A 17,506-nucleotide genomic window follows, 5' to 3' on the forward strand; every position below is an offset into this window, starting at 1 on the left:
CTCCCTCTCACGTGCCGGCGGCTTCCTTCCGCCAGGCCCGCTGGAACGCGTACCGCGCCGCCTCCACCTCATGCCGCTGGTCGGCGTGGAGCACGCCCAGCGCGTACGCCGTGGCCGGGGCGATCCGCGGGGTGCGGGCCGCCTGCGCGGCGGCGGCCGCGGCCTCGGAGGCGTCACGGTGCCGGTCCAGTGCCTCGCCGGCGGCGAGGAGGGCCGGGTCCGGGGCGGTGTGGAGGACCTCCAGGGCGTAGCGGTGCAGGCGCAGAAGGAGCCGGACCTGGTGCCAGGGTGCGTCCTGCGGATGCGGGGCGGGGTCCGGGGAGAGCCCGTGGATCAGCGCCTCGGCGTTGTACGGGCTGCCCGCGGTGAGCAGGGGCAGCGCGGCGACGGCGTCGGTGAGGCGTTCGCGCGCGGCGTCGGCGAGCGGGCGGAGGTCGGCGCCGGGCGCCGTCGCCGCCGGGGAGAGGGGGACCTCGCTGGCGAGTACGGCGACCTTGTCGGCGATCGCGTGGAAGCGGGAGGAGCCGAGGGCCTGCAGGGCGGTGGAGTGCGCCCGGGTCCTCGCCAGGGTCAGCTGGCGGTCCAGCAGCGCGCCGGCCTTGGCGGCGCCGACGGTCAGGTTTCCCCGGTCGGGGGTGACTACCTTGCGGTCGGCGGTGGCCGTCGCGGTGCGGGGCCCGCCGGGGGCGGTCGCCGTGGCGGTGCGGGGCCCGCCGGGGGCGGTGGTGCGGTGGTCGGGCTCGGCTTCGCCTTCGGCCGGGAAGCCGTTCCGGCCCGCACCACCCGTGCGGGCCTCGTGGCCGGGTGCGGCCGGCCCCTGCGGGGACGTCTCGCCGCCGGCGGCCGCGGCGAGCGTCCTGCCGGCCGGGACCGGTGTGCGGGGCGCTGCCCCCGACAGGCGGTGGAGGGCGAGGAGGAGCTGGTCCAGGCGGGAGGCGTAGGCGTGTTCCAGGGCCAGGGTGCCGGAGACCCAGGCCAGTTCGGGACGCATCGCCTCCGACCAGTCGGGGTCCAGGACCGGCTGGAAGGTGTGCAGGCTCGCGCTGACGCGGCGGGCCGCGCGGCGCAGCGCGCGGGCCGCCTCGACGGAACCCTCCGACGCCGCCGCGCCCGCACCGGTCTCCCGGTGGAGGCGCAGCGCGCGGAGGAATTCGGTCGCCTGGGCCCGCAGATAGCCGGCCAGGGCCGTGGGGTCCGTCGGGTCAGGGTGTAGCTGTGCCACGCCGGCGCCTCCGGGCGTCTATGAGCATCTCCTGGACGTTGCGCAGGGGCTGGCCGTCCGCGTCCGTCGCGTGCCGGGTCCACTCGCCGTCCGCGGCGAGGTGCCAGGACTGGGTGGTGTCCGACATGCCGGTCTCCAGCAGCCGGTTCAGAGCCGCCCGGTGCGCGGGGTCGGTGACCCGGACCAGCGCCTCTATACGGCGGTCGAGGTTGCGGTGCATCATGTCCGCGCTGCCGAACCACACCTCGGGCTCGCCGCCGTTGCCGAAGGCGAACACACGGGAGTGTTCGAGGAAGCGGCCGAGGACGGACCGTACCCGCACGTTCTCCGACAGGCCCGCCACGCCCGGCCGGATCGCGCAGATGCCGCGCACCCAGATGTCCACCGGCACGCCCGCCTGCGACGCCCGGTAGCAGGCGTCGATGACGGCCTCGTCGACCATCGAGTTGACCTTGATGCGGACGTAGGCGGGCCGCCCGGCGCGGTGGTGCTGGGCCTCCTTGTCGATGCGGGAGACCAGGCCGTCCCGCAGGGACTTGGGGGCGACCAGCAGGCGCCGGTAGGTCTCGCGGCGGGAGTAGCCGGAGAGCCGGTTGAACAGGTCGGAGAGGTCCGCGCCGACCTGCGGATCGGCGGTGAGCAGCCCGAGGTCCTCGTAGAGGCGGGCCGTCTTCGGGTGGTAGTTGCCGGTGCCGACGTGGCTGTACCGCCGGAGCGTCTCGCCCTCCTGACGGACCACCAGGGACAGCTTGCAGTGGGTCTTCAGGCCGACCAGGCCGTACACGACGTGGCAGCCGGCCTCCTCCAGCTTGCGCGCCCACTTGATGTTCGCGTGCTCGTCGAAACGCGCCTTGATCTCGACCAGGACCAGCACCTGCTTGCCGGCCTCGGCGGCGTCGATCAGCGCGTCGACTATGGGGGAGTCGCCCGACGTGCGGTACAGGGTCTGCTTGATGGCCAGGACGTCGGGGTCCTCGGCGGCCTGCTGCAGGAACGCCTGCACGGAGGTGGAGAACGAGTCGTACGGGTGGTGCAGCAGCACGTCCCGGCTGCGCAGGGCGGCGAAGATGTCGGGCTGGGACGCCGACTCGACCTCCGCGAGGTCGCGGTGGGTGCCGGCGATGAACTTCGGGTACTTCAGCTCGGGCCGGTCCAGGCCGTGGATGCGGAACAGGCCGGTGAGGTCGAGCGGGCCCGGCAGCGGGTACACCTCCGCCTCGCCGACCTTCAGCTCGCGCACCAGCAGGTCCAGCACCTCGCGGTCGATGGACTCCTCGACCTCCAGGCGCACCGGCGGTCCGAAGCGGCGCCGCATGAGCTCCTTCTCCAGCGCCTGGAGCAGGTTCTCCGCGTCGTCCTCCTCGACCTCCAGGTCCTCGTTGCGGGTGAGCCGGAAGGCGTGGTGCTGCAGCACCTCCATGCCCGGGAACAGCTCCTCCAGGTGCGCGGCGATGACGTCCTCGATGGGGACGTACCGGCCAGGGGAGCTCTCCAGGAAGCGGGACAGCAGCGGCGGCACCTTGACCCGCGCGAAGTGCCGGTGGCCGGTGACCGGGTTGCGTACGACCACGGCCAGGTTCAGCGACAGGCCCGAGATGTACGGGAAGGGGTGCGCGGGGTCGACCGCGAGCGGGGTGAGGACCGGGAAGATCTGGTGCCGGAAGAGGGTGAACAGGCGGGCCTGCTCCTTCTCCGTCAGCTCGTTCCAGCGGACCAGGTGGATGCCCTCCTCCGCGAGCGCGGGGGCGACGTCCTCGTGGTAGCAGGCGGCGTGGCGGGCCATCAGCTCGCGGGAGCGGGCCCAGATCATCTCCAGCACCTCGCGCGGCTGGAGGCCGGAGGCGGAGCGGGTGGCGACACCGGTGGCGATGCGGCGCTTCAGTCCGGCCACGCGGACCATGAAGAACTCGTCCAGGTTGCTGGCGAAGATCGCGAGGAAGTTGGCGCGCTCCAGCAGCGGGGTGTCCGGATCCTCGGCGAGCTCGAGGACGCGTTCGTTGAACGCGAGCCAGCTCCGTTCCCGGTCGAGGAAACGGCCCTGCGGGAGCGGGGTGGCGCCGTCGGCCACCGACTCCTCGTAACCGTCGAGGTCCGCGTCGATGTCGGGCTCCAGGTCGGAGACCGTTCCGGCCACGGTGTGCGGACGGTGGGCGGCGATGGAGCCCACGGAGGGCTGCGGGTGCTGTACCTGTGCCTGGGTGCTGGGCTGGCTCATGACCCCATTGTTCCGCGCCACCGTCGTCACGGGCGCGTCGGAAAACGCGGGTGGGAGCGGTGGGGGCCCTGGGGCGTTCCCGTTCCCCCCGTTCACCCTCCGGGGCGGCGAAGCCTCTGGCACAGCGGGATTCATTGGCCGAGCGTCGCAAGCCTGTCTGAATCGACGGTTACGGAGACATGACGTCCGGGATATCGGGCGGCGGCCCGCGGGGGTGCGGGGCCCGGCGCGAGGGGCCGTACGTCCCTCCCCGCGGGGAGGGACGTACGGGCGCGGGCGTCAGGCCGTGCGGCGGCGCAGCAGCCGGAAGGCCGCGTAGACCAGGAGTGCGGCGACGGCGAGCAGGATGCCGGAGGCGACCAGGTGGAGCGGCCAGTAGTGGGCGCCGGGGTGGAAGTCGCGGTAGAAGCTGACGGCGTCGAGGTCCGCCAGCGCCGCCTCGCACTCGGGCGTCATGCTGCTGTGGCAGGGAACGGCCAGCCGGTCGCCGTCGGCGGTCAGGACGCCCTGGCCGATCCAGAGGCCCTCCCCGGCCGGGCCGTCCCGCAGGCTGGTGACCCTGGTGACCGCGGGCCACAGATGCGGCAGGGCGGCGTGGACGGCCGCCCACAGCGCCCCGAGCACGACGGCGGCCGCGGCGAGCGCGGCCAGGGCGCGGCGCAGCAGCAGCCCCGCGAGGACGCCCACGGCCAGCCCGGCCAGGGCCAGGGCCACCGGGACGGTGCCGTCGGCGTAGAACGTGGGGTAGTGGTCCCACGACAGGGCGGTGTCGATGCGGCCGTCGGCCGCCGTCCAGGCCAGACGGTGCAGGCAGACCAGCAGACCGGTCGCGGCGGCGGTCAGCACGGCCGGGAAGGCGAGCCGGGAGGCCAGCCAGCGGGCCGGGGAGACACTCTGGGTCCAGGCGAGGCGGACCGTGCCGGACTCCATCTCTCGGCCGGTCAGCGAGCCTCCGGCCCAGGCGGCGACCAGGAACGGCACGGCGAGCACGGCGAAGGTCGTGTAGGTGTAGACGTCCTCGTAGAGCGTGACCGAGTTCTGGTCGTAGCTGCATCTCCCGGTGATGCCGCAGCTGTTGTACTGCTTCCAGGCCGCCGCCGAGGCGTCGGTGAGCGGGCCGCCGAGCCAGAGCAGGGCCGCGCCGAGCAGCAGCACGGTCGCCGCACCGGTGAGGAGGGCCGGGCGGTGCAGCCGGTACAGCCAGCGCAGCTGCCGGGGTGCGGGAGCGGGGAGACCGGTGGTGGCCGGGGCGGTCAGGGTGGCGGTCATGCGGCGGCCTCCATGGGGTCGGCCGGGGTGGGGGCCTCGGGGTTGCGCAGGTAGGACAGGACGAGCTCCTCCAGGGACGGCGTGCCGGTACGCCAGTCGCCGGGCAGCGGGCCGGACGGGCGGATCAGCGCGCTGACCTGGCGACCGGTGGCGCGGGACTCCACGACGTCGTGCGGGGCCAGGGCGGTCGCCGCCGGGGCGGAGACGCGGGCGTGGGCGGCCAGCAGGTCGTCGATCCCGCCGGCCAGACGGACCCGGCCGCCGCCGATCAGCAGCAGGTGGTCGCAGGAGTCCTCCAGCTCGGCGACGACGTGCGAGGACATCACGATCGTCGTGCCGTGCACGGCGGCCTGACCCATCAGTACGCCCATCAGCTCGTGGCGGGCCAGCGGGTCGAGGTCGGCCATCGGCTCGTCCAGGAGCAGCAGTTCGGGCCGCTTGCCCAGGGCCAGGGCGAGGGCCACGCGGGTGCGCTGGCCGCCGGAGAGGGAGCGGATGCGCTTGTCCGGGTCCAGGTCGCCGCCGGCCACGATCCGCCGCGCGGTGTCCGCGTCCCAGCGGCCGGGGTTCAGATCGGCGCCCATGCGCAGCGTCTCGTCGACCGTGAGCTGCGGGTACAGCGGCTTGTCCTGGTCGACGAAGCCCACCCGGGGGCGGGCCGTCGCCGGGTCGGTGCCGAGGACGGTGATCGTGCCGTCGGTGGGGGCGAGCAGCCCGGCGGCGATCGCGAGCAGTGTGGACTTGCCCGCGCCGTTGGGGCCGACGACGGCGCAGACGCGGCCGGCGGGCAGCCGGAAGGAACAGTCGCGCAGCGCCCATGCGGCGCGTCGGCCGAAGCGCTTGCCGAGCGCGTCCGCCTCGATGGCCGGGACGGTCATGAAGGGTCTCCCTGAGAGGTCTTCGGAGGTGCGGGGTCCGGCGTTCGTACCGGGTAGTGGGTTTCGAGCACGGCGGTGAAGAGCGCGGCCACGTCCTCCCGCTCCAGGCCGGCCGCACGGGCCCGCCCCGCCCAGTCCTCCAGCTCCGTGCGGAGCGGGGAGTCGGCGGGGGCGGCGCCCAGGGAGCGCCGTACGAAGGTGCCGAGGCCGCGCCGGGCCTCCACCAGGCCCTCGCGTTCCAGCTCGCGGTAGGCCTTCAGCACGGTGTTGGGGTTGACGGCGGTGGCCTCGACGACCTCGCGGGCCGTGGGCAGCTTGTCGCCGGGTGCCAGCAGGCCCAGGCGCAGGGCCTGTTTGGTCTGCTGCACGATCTGGACATAGGTGGCCACGCCGCTGTGCCGGTCGATGCGGTAGTCGATCACTCGACAACCACCCTTTCACTAATTGAGTAGTGAAAGGGTGGTGCAAGGTGACGGAAAAGTCAATCGCGCTCCCGTGAACCGGTCGGTGGGGGTCGTCCGATGAGGGGATGTGAGCGAAACGAGAAGCGACGGGGAGCTGTTGCGCGCCGTCGCGGCGGACGGCGACCGGCGCGCCTTCGAGGAGCTGTACCGGCGGTACGCGCCGTGGCGATCGGAGCGGCCGGCTCCCTGGGCCTGCTGCTCGCCGCCGTGCCGAGGCTGATGGGCAATCAGGCGGACGGCCGGCCGGCGCTGAACGCCCTGCGGGCGTCCGCCGTGGCCTTCGCGCTGGGAGCGGCCTTCGTGCTGGACGACCCGGCCCGGCACACCACCGCCGCCGTTCCCACCCGGCGGGCCGTCCGCCACGGACTGCGCGTCCTCCTCGTGGCCCCGGTCGCCGCCGTGTGGTGGACCGCCGCGCTGCTCCTGGTGCCCGTGCCCGTACGCCCCCCGGCCGCCGCGATCACCCTGGAGGCGGCGACGGCCCTCGCCCTCGCCCTGGCCGGGTCGGCGTTCGCGGTCCGCCGCGGGGACGGCGCCCGGCCGGGTCAGGCGGTCGCCGCGTTCCTGCTCACCGGGTCGGTCCTGGGCCCGCTGCTGACGCCCGGGAACTGGGCGCTGTTCACGACCCCGGACGACCCGGGGTGGGCGGCGGGCCACGACCGCTGGGCGGTACTGCTGTGCGCGGCGCTGCTGGTGGGCGCGGTGTGCGCGACGGAACCGGGGCGCCGCGTCACCTTCCGCCGGCTCAGGTCTCCGTCCGGTACATCAGGTCCGTCTCGTGCGTGACGAAGCCCAGCCGCTCGTAGACCGACACCGCGGCCTTGTTGTCGGCGTCGACGTAGAGCATGGCCGTCGGCAGGCCCCGGTCCGCCAGGTGCCGCAGCCCGATCGTGGTCAGTGACTTGCCGAGGCCGCCGCCCTGGGCGTCGGGGCTCACCCCGAGGACGTACACCTCACCGAGGCGCTCCGCCGCGTGCGTCTTGGTCCAGTGGAAGCCGACGAGCCGGCCGTCCCTCTCCGCCAGGAAGAACCCCTCGGGGTCGAACCACGCCTCGGCCTTGCGGTCGTCGAGGTCGCGCTGGGTGAGGGCGCCCTGCTCGGGGTGGTGGGCGAACGCGGCGGCGTTCACCGCGAGCCAGGCGGCGTCGTCCCGGCCCGGCACGAAGGTGCGCACGGTCACGCCGTCCGGCAGCACCGGGTCGGGCAGGTCGAGGCCGGCCAACGGCCGCCGCATCTGCCGCAGTTCCCGGAACAGCGTCAGCCCGAGGACCTGCGCGAGGTGCCGGGCGGCGGAGTGGCCGCCGTGCGCCCACACCCGCAGCCGCTTCCCGGAGGCGGCGAGCAGCGCCGAACCGAGCGCCCGCCCGTGCCCGTGGCCCCGGTACGAGGGGTGCACGACCAGCTCGGCGGCGGGCGGTTCCACTGGATCGGTGTCCTCCAGCTGGGCGTATCCGACGAGTTCGTCGTCGACGGAGAGCAGCAGGTGCGAGACCCCGTCCCGCTCCCCGCCGCGCAGCTGCAACCTCCCCTGCTCGGACACCGCCTGCTGTCCGTCGACGCGGGCGGCCTCGGCGAGCAGGGCGAGCACCGCCTCGGTCTGCCCGGGGCCGAGCGCGGCATACGTCTGGAGCGAGCGGGGGCGGCCGGGCCGTGCGAAGTCGTCGCTGGTCATGCGTACGAGATTAAAGGGAGGCGGCCGCAAAACGGACGGCAACGGTGACGGGGAAAGTTAAACCAGGCCGTAACCTCGAAGACCCTGTCGCGCTACGCGCGTTGACTCTAGGCTGCGCCGGTACCCACTCGGACCCTCAGGGGGGCGCATGCCAGCCACATCCCCGGCGCACCACCAGCGCCGCAGACGCCGTACGAACCGTCTCCTCGCGACCGCCGCCGGTGTGCTCACCGCCGGCGCGCTGGCCGCGGCCGCCCTGCCCGGGTCGGCGACGGCGGGCGAGAACCACGGGAACAAGGGCAAGTCCCACCCCGGTCGCTACCAGGACGTGCAGCTGCTGTCCTTCAACGACCTGCACGGCAACCTGGAGCCGCCGTCCGGCTCCTCGGGCCGGGTCACCGAACTCCAGCCCGACGGCACGACGAAGACCGTCGACGCGGGCGGGGTGGAGTACCTCGCCACCCACCTGCGCCAGGCGCGCGAGGGCAACCGCTACTCCATCACCGCCGCCGGCGGCGACATGGTCGGCGCCTCCCCGCTCCTCTCGGGCCTCTTCCACGACGAGCCCACCATCGAGGCGCTGAACAAGCTCGACCTCGACGTGACGAGCGTCGGCAACCACGAGTTCGACGAGGGTGCGAAGGAACTGGCCCGCCTCCAGAACGGCGGCTGCCACCCGGACGAGGGCTGCTACACCGACAAGAGGTTCAAGGGCGCCGACTTCCCGTACCTGGCGGCGAACGTCCTGGACGAGAAGACGAAGAAGCCGGTCCTCAAGCCGTACTGGGTGTGGAAGAAGCAGGGCGTCAAGGTCGGCTTCATCGGCGTGACCCTGGAGGGCACCCCGGACATCGTCTCCGCGGAGGGCGTCAAGGGCCTCGCCTTCAAGGACGAGGTCGAGACGATCGACAAGTACGCCAAGGAGCTCCAGCGCCAGGGCGTGAAGTCGATCGTGGCGCTCATCCACGAGGGCGGCTTCCCGGCCTCCTCCTCCTACAACTACGACTGCGACTCCCCGGGCGCCGGCGACGGCATCTCCGGCCCGATCGCGGACATCGCGAAGAACATCACGCCGCAGGTGGACGCGCTGGTCACCGGCCACACCCACAACGCGTACGTGTGCACCATCCCCGACCCGGCGGGCAAGCCCCGCATGGTCACCTCGGCCGCGTCCTTCGGCCGCCTCTACACCGACACCACGCTGACCTACGACCGCGCGACGGGTGACATCGCCCGTACGGCCGTGAAGTCCGCGAACCACGTGGTGACCCGGGACGTCCCCAAGGCGCCCGACATGACCGCGCTGATCGGCAAGTGGAACACCCTCGCCGCCCCCATCGGCAACCGCCCGATCGGCTACATCTCCGGTGACATCGTGAAGGACGGCACCGAGTCTCCGCTCGGCGACCTGATCGCCGACGCGCAGCTGGAGTACGGCCGCACGCTGGACGCGGAGACCGACCTGGCGCTGATGAACCCCGGCGGCATCCGCGCGTCCCTCACCCACGCGGCCGGCGGTGCGGAGGGCGACGGCGTGGTGACCTTCGCCGAGGCCTTCACCGTCCAGCCGTTCGCCAACACGGTCAACCTCCAGGACTTCACCGGCGCACAGGTCATCCAGGCCCTGAAGGAGCAGGTCAGCGGACCGAACGAGGCCGCCCCGAAGATCCTCCAGATCTCCTCCGGCCTGACCTACACCCTGGACCTGACGAAGTCCGGCGCGGACCGCGTGGTCACGGACTCCATCAAGCTCGACGGTTCCGCGATCGACCCGGACGCCACCTACCGTGTCGCGACGAACAGCTTCCTCGCGGGCGGCGGCGACGGCTTCCCGACCCTGGGCCAGGGCACGAACGACCTGGTCGGCGAGGACGACCTGGCGGCGCTCGAGCGCTACCTGACCGCCCACTCGACGGCGTCGAGCCCGCTCGCCCCGCCGGCGGCGGACCGCATCACGATCGTGCGATAAGCACGGACGGGGCCGGTACGGGACGTGTTCACCGCCTCGTACCGGCCCCGACGTGTGTCTCAGCCCTCCCTGCCGCCCCACACCACCGCCTGGGCGACGATCACCCGCTCCCCGTCGAACGTCAGGGCCGGCCCTTCGTGCAGGCGGTACCCCTTCGCGAGCGCCTCGCTCACCCGACGGCAGAACGCGGCGTCATCGGGTCCGGTCAGTACGCGGTAGACGGGCAGCCCGTCGGGCGGTGTCGACATGGGGGAAGCGTGCCACAAACCCCTCTTTCGGGTGATCCGATCGTATGGGCCTGCGCACGCCGCTGACGTATGCCTATGGTGAAACTATGGCAGACCACACCACCATCCAGGTGTCCCGGCAGACCCGCGACCACCTCGCCCAGGTGGCGAAGGAGCGGGGCATGACGCTCGGGCAACTGGTCGAGCAGCTGGCGACACAGGAGCTCACCGCCGAGCAGATCGCGGAACGCGTGGCCGCCACGCGCGCGGTGTTGCGGGAGCGGATGGGATGCACACTGACCGACGAGGAGTTCGATCAGGGCCCGGACGTACTGGCCAACATCTATGCGATGGCCGCCGAGAAGATGCACGCACAGAGGGGCCGAGCCGCGTGATCATTCTCGACACCAGCGCCGTCGTCGCCCTCGCCCAGGGGCACCGCGCCCTGCATCACCTCGCCGACAACGTGGCCCACACGCCCGGTGACTGGCTGCACGTCCCGGCACTGTGCCTGATGTACGCCGAGTCACTGGAGAAGGGCGTCGCCGGTGATGTGCTCGCACTGCCGGGCGTCATGGTCGACGCGCTTCACCAGACAGCGGCGGCGACGGTCGGCAGTATGCACAGGGAGGGCTGGGGCGGCACCGACACCTGCCACGCCCTCTACATCGCCACCCCGCACATGGAGACCGGGGGCATGTCGATCATCCTGACCGGCCGGGAGGACGACTATCCGCCCGGCGTCCTCACGGTCGACATCGACTCCCCCGGCATGCTCGGCTTCCACTGAGGCGTCCGGTCCCACGCCGGGAGGACGGCGTGGGACCTGGTGCGGGAGGCGGGTTCAGGACGCCGAGGGGGTCCAGCCCGCCAGCCAGTCCGCGACCTCCTGGTCGGCCGCCTGGGCGTCGGTCAGGTGGGGGCGGCTGGAGCTCGCCGCGCCCGAGCCGGAACCCGTGTTCTTGTACTCGGCGAAACGGTCGTCCTTCCAGGAGAAGCCGCTCATGTCGGTCCAGGGCGTGGTGCGGATCGCCGCGCTGAGGCTGGTGTTGCGGACCGTGGTCTGCGGGTCCAGGGAGGCGTCACCGCCGGCGTGCCAGGGGCGGCCGAGGTAGAAGGTGCGGTCGGAGACGCCGCCGTTCACCGTCGAGTTGGCGATGAGGATGCCCTTGCGGTTCGCCGCCGTGCTCGGGGCCGTGACGTAACCGGCGGAAGAACCGTCCCAGCGCTTCTTCAGGGTGATGACCGAGCGGTCGATCACCGCGGTCGCCCGGCCGAAGATGAAGTCGACGTTCCCGATGACGTAGGAGTTGGTGACGTAGACCCGGCCCAGCCTGTCCTTCGCGGCCGTGTCCAGCAGGAGCGTGTCCTGGTCGCCCTCGACGATCACGCCGTCGAGGAAGACCTTGTCGGCCGCCGTGCGCAGGGCGACCGCCTGGTGACCGGAGAGGGACTGGTTGGCGCCCTCGTCGAAGTCGTTGGAGATGGTGAGGTTGCGGGCCTGGAAGTCGTCCGCCTCGACGGCGACCGTGGCGCTGCCCGAGGTGCCGTAGGTGCCCGAGCCGTCCGGCTTCTTCGTGCCCGACGCGTTGTTGTAGACGATCACCGTGTCCTTGCGGCTGCCGCCGGTGCCCTGGAAGGTGACGTGCGGCTTGTTCGACGGGACCTTGACCGTCTCGCGGTACGTGCCCGGCTTGATGGAGACGACGACGCGGGAGGAGTTGTTCGCGGGGACGGCGTTCACCGCGGCCTGGACCGTCCTGTACTGGCCGGTGCCGTCCTGGGCGACGGTGAGCGTGGTGGCCGCCGCGGCCTTCGTCGATGCCTCCGCCGCCGCCGACGCCGTCGTGCCGATGGTCGAGCGCGGGCCCGTGCCCGACTTCAGCAGGGACGGTACGTTCGCCGCGCTGTCGAGGGTGTAGGAGTAGTACGCCTTCGGGTCGAACGCCGTACCGCCGCTCTCGTTGCGGCCCGACGTGCCCGAGAAGACGTTGCCGCGCTGCACGATCGTCGCCGTCGCGTCCTTGATGACCGGGTTCCTCATACCCTGGAAGTAGCTGTTCTCCAGGACCATCCGGGTGCCGCCGCGCGAGTAGTTGCCGTACGAGGAGTTGATGCTCGTGCCGGCGACGTCCTCGAGGTAGTTGTTGTAGAGGTGCGCGTGGGCGGCGTTGTCCGTGGAGGGGTTGCGCTGCTCGGTCTCGCGGAACCAGTTGTGGTGGATCGTGATGTCCGTCGTGACGTTCTCGGTCCAGCCGATGCCGAAGGTCTTGTTGTTCTGGCTGAGCCGGTTCCAGGAGACCGTCACGTACGTGCTGTCCTTGCGGACGTCGATCAGTCCGTCCGCCATGTTCCGCAGGTCGTTGTGGTCGATCCAGATGTGGTGCGCGCCGTCCATCTGGACCGCGTCGAAGTCGTGCTCCTTGTCGTTCCAGACGCCCTGGTAGGCGTCCCGGATCGTCAGGTTGCGGATGATCACGTTGTGTACGCCCTGGCCGAGGAAGAAGCCCCCGCCGACGATGTGCCCGGACGTGCCGGAGCCCACGATCGTCTTGTCGGAGGCGACCTTGATCTCCTTGCCGACCGGGTTCATCGTGATCGTCCCGGCCACGACGATGACGTACGGCTCGGCGGCCGTGGCGTACTTCTCCAGGTCCGCCTGCGTGCGCACGGTGACGGTCCTGCCGTCCCGGCCGCCGTACGTGCCGTTCTGGCCGAGCGCGTCGACGGAGGCGAAGCCGTCGGCGACGGCGGTGGCCCAGGCGGGTGCGGCGGCGGCCGTCGTCGCGGCGGACGCCCGCTGGGGGACGAAGCCGGTGCCGTGCACCAGGGCCCCGGCGGTGGTCAGGGCCAGGGGGAGGCCGACGGCCAGGAACGTTTTGGACCTGCGGTGCCGGGCCGTGCTGCGGTGCTCACTCATGCGGCGATCCGTTCCGTGTGGGGGAGGGGACGCCGATCGGTCGCCGCCCGGCACGAAAAGGTTGCCGCCCCCCGCCTACGGCACCTCGGGCGGCGGGGTCGGGGCGCCCGGCAGGCGGACCGTGGCCGTCGTGCCGCCGCCGTCCGCACGGGTCAAGGACACCTCGCCGCCCGCCTGCTGGACCGTGCGGGCCACGATGGACAGGCCAAGGCCGGAGCCCGGGAGGGCGCGGGCGCTCGGGGAACGCCAGAATCGGTCGAAGACGTGCGGGAGTTCATCGGCGGGGATGCCGGGGCCGTGGTCGCGGACGGTGAGCACGCCGTCGGTCAGGCGTACGTCGACCGTGCCGCCCTCCGGGCTGAACTTCACCGCGTTGTCCAGGATGTTGACCACCGCCCGCTCCAGCGCCGACGGCTCCGCCCGTACGTACCAGGGGTGGATGTCCGCCGTGATGGTCAGCTCCGGGCCGCGCAGCCGGGCGCGGCGCAGGGCCGACTCGACGACGTCCTGCCAGGCGACGATCTGCGCACGGCCCGCGTGCTGGCCGGTGTCCGGGCGGGACAGCTCCTGAAGGTCGCCGATAAGCGCGGCCAGCTCCGTCATCTGCGCCTTCACGGAGGCGAGCAGGGCCTTGCGGTCGGCCTCCGGGATCGGGCGGCCCGTCTCCTCGCTGCGGGTGAGGAGCTCGATGTTGGTGCGCAGCGAGGTGAGCGGGGTGCGCAGCTCGTGGCCGGCGTCCGCGATGAGCTGCTGCTGGAGGTCGCGGGAGCTGGCCAGCGCGGACGTCATGGAGTTGAAGGAGCGGGAGAGACGGGCGATCTCGTCCTCCGAGTCGTCCTCCACGGGGATGCGGACGGTGAGGTCCTCGGTGCGGGCGACGTGTTCGACGGCGCTGGTCAGCTCGTCCACGGGACGCAGGGCGGTCCGGGCCACCCAGAGACCGGCGGCGGCGGCGCCCACGACCCCCGCGCCCGCGACGAAGACCAGCACCAGCGCGAGGTTGCCGAGGGAGTCGTTCACCTCGTTCAGCGGCCGGGCGGCGGAGACGGCGACGTCCCGCAGACCGGGCACGGTATAGGTGAAGACCCGGTACTGCCCGCCGTCGGCCCCCGTCGCCTGGTGCAGCGCGTCGGTGGACGTGCCCTCGGCGACGGCGCGGTCGGCGCCGGTGAGCGGGACCTCCTCCGTGCCGATGATGAGGCAGCTCCCGCCCTTGGTGTCCACGAGCTGCACGGACGAGCCGAAGGGGTTCTGCTCGTGGGTGACGGGGTCGTGGGCGCACAGACCGGTGCGCAGGTCGAGGTACTTGCTCACCTGCTGCCCGTTCATGCGGTTCGCCCTCAGGGCCTCGTCCAGCGAGCTCACCAGCACGCTCTTCACCACGAACCAGCAGGCCACCGCCACCACCGCCACCGCGAACGCCACCGCCGCCGCCACCAGCAGCGACAGCCGGGCCCGGATGGGCAGCGCGCGGACGCGGCGGACCAGCCCGCTCACTCCGCGCCGCCCTGCCGCAGTACGTACCCCACCCCCCGCACCGTGTGCACCAGGCGCGGCTCGCCGCCGGCCTCGGTCTTGCGGCGCAGGTACATGACGTACACGTCGAGCGAGTTGGACGACGGCTCGAAGTCGAAGCCCCAGACCGCCTTCAGGATCTGCTCACGGGTGAGCACCTGGCGCGGGTGCGCCATGAACATCTCCAGGAGGGTGAACTCCGTACGGGTCAGCTCCACCCGCCGGACGCCGCGCGTGACCTCGCGGGTCGACAGGTCCATGCGCAGGTCGGCGAAGGCGAGGACGTCGTCCGACTCGGCGGAGGCGGCCAGCGCCGCCGCGTACGAGCTGCGGCGCAGCAGCGCGCGGATCCGGGCGAACAGCTCGTCCAGCTCGAACGGCTTGACCAGGTAGTCGTCCGCCCCCGCGTCCAGGCCGGTCACCCGGTCACCGACGGTGTCCCGGGCGGTCAGCATCAGGATGGGCGTGGTGTCGCCGGTGGCGCGGATGCGGCGGGCGGCGGTCAGACCGTCCATCCGGGGCATCTGGATGTCCAGGACCAGCAGGTCCGGCCGGTAGGCCGCCGCCTTCTCCAGGGCGTCCGCGCCGTCGACGGCGACCTCGGTGCCGTACCCCTCGAAGGCCAGGCTGCGCTGGAGCGCTTCGCGCACCGCCGGCTCGTCGTCGACGATCAGGATGCGCTGGGGGTCACGGTCGCCTTCTGCGGGGCTCATGGGCTCGGGGTTCCTCACGGCTCTCTACGGTGTCAGGCCTTCAGCGTCGCACGTCACGCGGGCGGCGCGTCAGGTCGTCGAGCCGGAGCGCAGCGCCGACAGGTCCGACTTGACCGTGTTGACCGGGATGGCGAAGCCCAGGCCCACGCTGCCCGCGTCGGCCGAGGACGAGCCGCTGCCGCTCGCCGAGTACATCGCGGAGTTGATGCCGATGATGTTGCCGTTCATGTCGATCAGGGCGCCGCCGGAGTTGCCCGGGTTCAGGGACGCGTCGGTCTGGATCGCCTTGTACGTGGTCGTGGAGCTGCCCGTGTCGCCGTTGAACTCCTGGCCGCCGTACTCGAACGGCCAGCCGCCGCCCTGCCGCTGCTGTCGCTGACCCTCGCCCTCGTCCGTCGAGACCGTCACGTCACGGTCGAGGGCGGAGACGATGCCGCTGGTCACCGTGCCGGTCAGGCCCTCGGGGGAGCCGATCGCCACGACCTGGTCGCCGACCCGCACGCCGTCGGAGTCGCCGAGGGTGGCCGCCCGCAGCCCGGAGGCGTCCTTCAGCTTGATCAGGGCGAGGTCCTTGCCGCTGTCGGTGCCGACGGTCTCCGCCTCGTACGTCGTGCCGTCGCTGGTCCGCACCTCGATCGACGAGGCCCCGGACACCACGTGGTTGTTGGTGATGATCTCGCCGTCGGACGTGATGATCACGCCGGAGCCGGTGGAGGAGCCGGCGTTCGAGGTCGCGTTGATCTCGACGATGCTCGGGGTGACCGCCTCGGCGACGCCGGACACCGTGCCCTTCTGGCTCGACGGCACGACGTTGGTGCTGGTCGAACCGGCGGCGACCGTGTCGTTGCCGGTCAGCTCCTGCACGCCGTAGGCGGTGCCGCCGCCCACGGCCGCCGCGACGATCGCCACGGCGGCGAGCAGGGCCGCCGGGCCGCGGGCGCGCTTCCGCTTCGCGGGCTGCGGGGCGGGCTCCTGCGCGAACTCCTGCGTGAACTCCGGCGCGGGCTGAGGCGCGGGTTCCTGCGCGAACTCCTGCGTGAACTCCGGCGCGGGCTGAGGCGCGGGTTCCTGCGCGAAGGCCGTCGCGGGCTGAGACGCGGGCTGCCGGGGCGGCGCGTACGCCGGCGGGGGCGGCCACTCGGGGTTCACCGGGGCGGGGTTTGCGTACTCGCCGCTGGGGCGGAGGCTCTCGGTCATGGCTCCGAGCCTCGCGCCCGACCATGAGAGCGAGCTGAGCGTGTGCTGAGAAGCCCGGCAGAACCTCGTATGCCCGATATAAAGGCCGCCGGGTCCGCGGTGGAGGCCGCCGGGTCCGCCGTGGCGACCGCAGGGTCCGCGCCGGCGGGACCCGCTCACTCGCAGCCGCGGGAGCGGCGTCCTACTTGCAGCCGCAGGAGTGGCGTACCACCAGCCGGGACGGGTACACCTTCAGCCGCTCGCGGCGCGAGCCCGTCACCCGTACGCCGTCGTCCAGGACGAGGTCGACCGCCGAGCGGGCCATCGCCGAACGGTCGGAGGCGACCGTGGTCAGCGGCGGGTCCGCGAGCGCCGCCTCCTTGATGTCGTCGAACCCGGCGACCGCCAGCTCCCCCGGCACGTCGATGCGCAGCTCCCGCGCGGCGCGCAGGATGCCGATCGCCTGGTCGTCGGTGGAGCAGAAGACCGCCGGCGGACGGTCCGGACCGGACAGGATGTCCAGGCCGACGCGGTAGGCGTCGTAGCGGTTGTACGGGGCCTCGAAGAGGCGGCCCTCGGTCGGTATCCCGGCCTCCTCCATCGCGCGCCGCCAGCCCTCGACGTGGTCGGAGACCGGGTCGCCGACGGCGGGGGTCTCCGCGGTGCCGCCGACGCAGGCCACGTACTCGTTGCCGTGCTCCAGCAGGTGGCGCACGGCGAGCTGGGCGCCGCCGAGGTCGTCGGTGACGACGGCGACGTCGTCGATCGCCTCCGGGCGCTCGTGCAGCAGCACGACCCGGGCGTCCCACGCGTCGATCTCCGCGGCGGCCTGGTCGTTGAGCGCGTGGCTGACCAGGATCAGGCCGGAGACCCGCATCCCGAGGAAGGCCCGCAGATAGTGGACCTCGCGCTCGGCGATGTAGTCCGTGTTGCCGACCAGGACCATCTTCCCGCGCTCGGAGGCGGCCTGCTCGACCGCGTGCGCCATCTCGCCGAAGAACGGCTGACGGGCGTCGGGGATGATCAGGCCTATGAGGTCCGTGCGCCGTGAGGCCATCGCCTGGGCGACCCGGTCCGGCCGGTACCCCAGCTCCTTGATCGCGGCGAGGACGCGCTCGCGCGTGGCCGGGGCGACCGGCCGGGGTCCGTTGTTGATGACATAGCTGACGACGGCGGTGGACGTCCCCGCCAGCCGCGCCACATCATCCCTGGTTACCTTGGCCACGCGCGGAGTCTACGCGGATATACCCGGTACGGGCAGGGCGT

At 72.5% G+C, this 17,506-nt stretch carries 16 protein-coding genes and 1 pseudogene; 5 read left to right on the forward strand and 12 right to left on the reverse strand.

Annotation, left to right across the window (positions count from 1 at the left end):
* Positions 1–7: 7 nt before the first annotated feature.
* From IH50_RS0120620 to IH50_RS0120640, 5 genes are all read right to left on the reverse strand, one after another.
* Positions 8–1,222 carry a CHAD domain-containing protein gene (locus IH50_RS0120620; RefSeq protein ID WP_030864130.1) on the reverse strand — a complete coding sequence of 405 codons (1,215 nt, stop codon included), beginning with the start codon at positions 1,220–1,222 and terminating at the stop codon, positions 8–10.
* A complete protein-coding gene (locus IH50_RS0120625) occupies positions 1,203–3,437 on the reverse strand; it encodes an RNA degradosome polyphosphate kinase (protein ID WP_030864132.1) in 2,235 nt (744 codons plus the stop codon). Before IH50_RS0120625 ends, IH50_RS0120620 begins: the two co-directional genes overlap by 20 nt.
* A gap of 279 nt (positions 3,438–3,716) precedes the next feature.
* Entirely contained in the window at positions 3,717–4,706 is a 990-nt protein-coding gene (locus IH50_RS0120630; RefSeq protein WP_030864135.1) for a hypothetical protein, read from the reverse strand.
* Entirely contained in the window at positions 4,703–5,584 is an 882-nt protein-coding gene (locus tag IH50_RS0120635) for an ABC transporter ATP-binding protein (protein ID WP_030864137.1), read from the reverse strand. The genes IH50_RS0120630 and IH50_RS0120635 overlap by 4 nt, the downstream gene beginning before the upstream one ends.
* Entirely contained in the window at positions 5,581–6,006 is a 426-nt protein-coding gene (locus IH50_RS0120640) for a GntR family transcriptional regulator (protein WP_030864140.1), read from the reverse strand. The genes IH50_RS0120635 and IH50_RS0120640 overlap by 4 nt, the downstream gene beginning before the upstream one ends.
* Positions 6,007–6,115: 109 nt before the next feature.
* Between IH50_RS0120640 and IH50_RS39965 the strand changes: the two are divergent.
* Positions 6,116–6,226 (forward strand): annotated as a pseudogene (locus tag IH50_RS39965) (RNA polymerase subunit sigma-24); the annotation flags it as partial.
* Positions 6,211–6,834: a hypothetical protein gene (locus IH50_RS0120645; protein WP_037872635.1), complete on the forward strand. Its 624-nt coding sequence runs from the start codon at positions 6,211–6,213 to the stop codon at positions 6,832–6,834. The pseudogene IH50_RS39965 and the gene IH50_RS0120645, both read left to right, overlap by 16 nt.
* On the opposite strand, the gene mshD is transcribed toward IH50_RS0120645, so the two are convergent.
* On the reverse strand, positions 6,794–7,720 hold the full coding sequence (gene mshD, locus IH50_RS0120650) for a mycothiol synthase (RefSeq protein WP_030864145.1): 927 nt from the start codon (positions 7,718–7,720) through the stop codon (positions 6,794–6,796). The genes IH50_RS0120645 and mshD overlap by 41 nt on opposite strands.
* A 148-nt stretch (positions 7,721–7,868) precedes the next feature.
* Here mshD and IH50_RS0120655 point away from each other — a divergent pair, with 148 nt between their 5' ends.
* Positions 7,869–9,689, forward strand: a complete 1,821-nt coding sequence (locus tag IH50_RS0120655; protein ID WP_030864148.1) for a bifunctional metallophosphatase/5'-nucleotidase — start codon at positions 7,869–7,871, stop codon at positions 9,687–9,689.
* 59 nt (positions 9,690–9,748) lie between these two features.
* Here the strand turns inward: IH50_RS0120655 and IH50_RS0120660 are convergent, their stop codons facing one another.
* Positions 9,749–9,937 (reverse strand): DUF1737 domain-containing protein, encoded by a 189-nt coding sequence (locus IH50_RS0120660; RefSeq protein ID WP_030864149.1) that lies wholly within the window; start codon positions 9,935–9,937, stop codon positions 9,749–9,751.
* 86 nt (positions 9,938–10,023) lie between these two features.
* On the opposite strand from IH50_RS0120660, the gene IH50_RS0120665 reads away from it, so the two are divergent.
* Together IH50_RS0120665 and IH50_RS0120670 are read left to right on the forward strand one after the other, a co-directional pair.
* Positions 10,024–10,311, forward strand: a complete 288-nt coding sequence (locus IH50_RS0120665; RefSeq protein ID WP_030864153.1) for a hypothetical protein — start codon at positions 10,024–10,026, stop codon at positions 10,309–10,311.
* Positions 10,308–10,706: a hypothetical protein gene (locus IH50_RS0120670; RefSeq protein ID WP_030864156.1), complete on the forward strand. Its 399-nt coding sequence runs from the start codon at positions 10,308–10,310 to the stop codon at positions 10,704–10,706. The genes IH50_RS0120665 and IH50_RS0120670 overlap by 4 nt, the downstream gene beginning before the upstream one ends.
* 54 nt (positions 10,707–10,760) lie before the next feature.
* Here the strand turns inward: IH50_RS0120670 and IH50_RS0120675 are convergent, their stop codons facing one another.
* From IH50_RS0120675 to IH50_RS0120695, 5 genes are all read right to left on the reverse strand, one after another.
* Positions 10,761–12,836, reverse strand: coding sequence for a pectinesterase family protein (locus tag IH50_RS0120675; protein ID WP_030864159.1), 2,076 nt, complete (start codon positions 12,834–12,836; stop codon positions 10,761–10,763).
* Positions 12,837–12,911: 75 nt separating this feature from the next.
* Positions 12,912–14,333 carry a sensor histidine kinase gene (locus IH50_RS0120680; protein WP_030864160.1) on the reverse strand — a complete coding sequence of 474 codons (1,422 nt, stop codon included), beginning with the start codon at positions 14,331–14,333 and terminating at the stop codon, positions 12,912–12,914.
* Positions 14,330–15,064 (reverse strand): response regulator transcription factor, encoded by a 735-nt coding sequence (locus tag IH50_RS0120685; protein WP_030864162.1) that lies wholly within the window; start codon positions 15,062–15,064, stop codon positions 14,330–14,332. The genes IH50_RS0120680 and IH50_RS0120685 overlap by 4 nt, the downstream gene beginning before the upstream one ends.
* A gap of 69 nt (positions 15,065–15,133) precedes the next feature.
* Entirely contained in the window at positions 15,134–16,261 is a 1,128-nt protein-coding gene (locus IH50_RS0120690; RefSeq protein WP_030864165.1) for a trypsin-like peptidase domain-containing protein, read from the reverse strand.
* 181 nt (positions 16,262–16,442) lie between these two features.
* Positions 16,443–17,465, reverse strand: coding sequence for a LacI family DNA-binding transcriptional regulator (locus IH50_RS0120695; protein WP_078914048.1), 1,023 nt, complete (start codon positions 17,463–17,465; stop codon positions 16,443–16,445).
* Positions 17,466–17,506: the final 41 nt, after the last annotated feature.

The sequence above is a fragment of the Streptomyces sp. NRRL S-37 genome, assembly GCF_000721605.1.
Classification (GTDB): Bacteria; Actinomycetota; Actinomycetes; order Streptomycetales; family Streptomycetaceae; genus Streptomyces.

Coding starts and splice junctions, on each gene's coding strand:
- mshD (WP_030864145.1), bottom strand. CDS start 7,720: ATGACCAGCGACGACTTCGCACGGCCCGGCCGCCCCCGCTCGCTCCAG.
- IH50_RS0120635 (WP_030864137.1), bottom strand. CDS start 5,584: ATGACCGTCCCGGCCATCGAGGCGGACGCGCTCGGCAAGCGCTTCGGC.
- IH50_RS0120660 (WP_030864149.1), bottom strand. CDS start 9,937: ATGTCGACACCGCCCGACGGGCTGCCCGTCTACCGCGTACTGACCGGA.
- IH50_RS0120685 (WP_030864162.1), bottom strand. CDS start 15,064: ATGAGCCCCGCAGAAGGCGACCGTGACCCCCAGCGCATCCTGATCGTC.
- IH50_RS0120675 (WP_030864159.1), bottom strand. CDS start 12,836: ATGAGTGAGCACCGCAGCACGGCCCGGCACCGCAGGTCCAAAACGTTC.
- IH50_RS0120690 (WP_030864165.1), bottom strand. CDS start 16,261: ATGACCGAGAGCCTCCGCCCCAGCGGCGAGTACGCAAACCCCGCCCCG.
- IH50_RS0120665 (WP_030864153.1), top strand. CDS start 10,024: ATGGCAGACCACACCACCATCCAGGTGTCCCGGCAGACCCGCGACCAC.
- IH50_RS0120625 (WP_030864132.1), bottom strand. CDS start 3,437: ATGAGCCAGCCCAGCACCCAGGCACAGGTACAGCACCCGCAGCCCTCC.
- IH50_RS0120630 (WP_030864135.1), bottom strand. CDS start 4,706: ATGACCGCCACCCTGACCGCCCCGGCCACCACCGGTCTCCCCGCTCCC.
- IH50_RS0120655 (WP_030864148.1), top strand. CDS start 7,869: ATGCCAGCCACATCCCCGGCGCACCACCAGCGCCGCAGACGCCGTACG.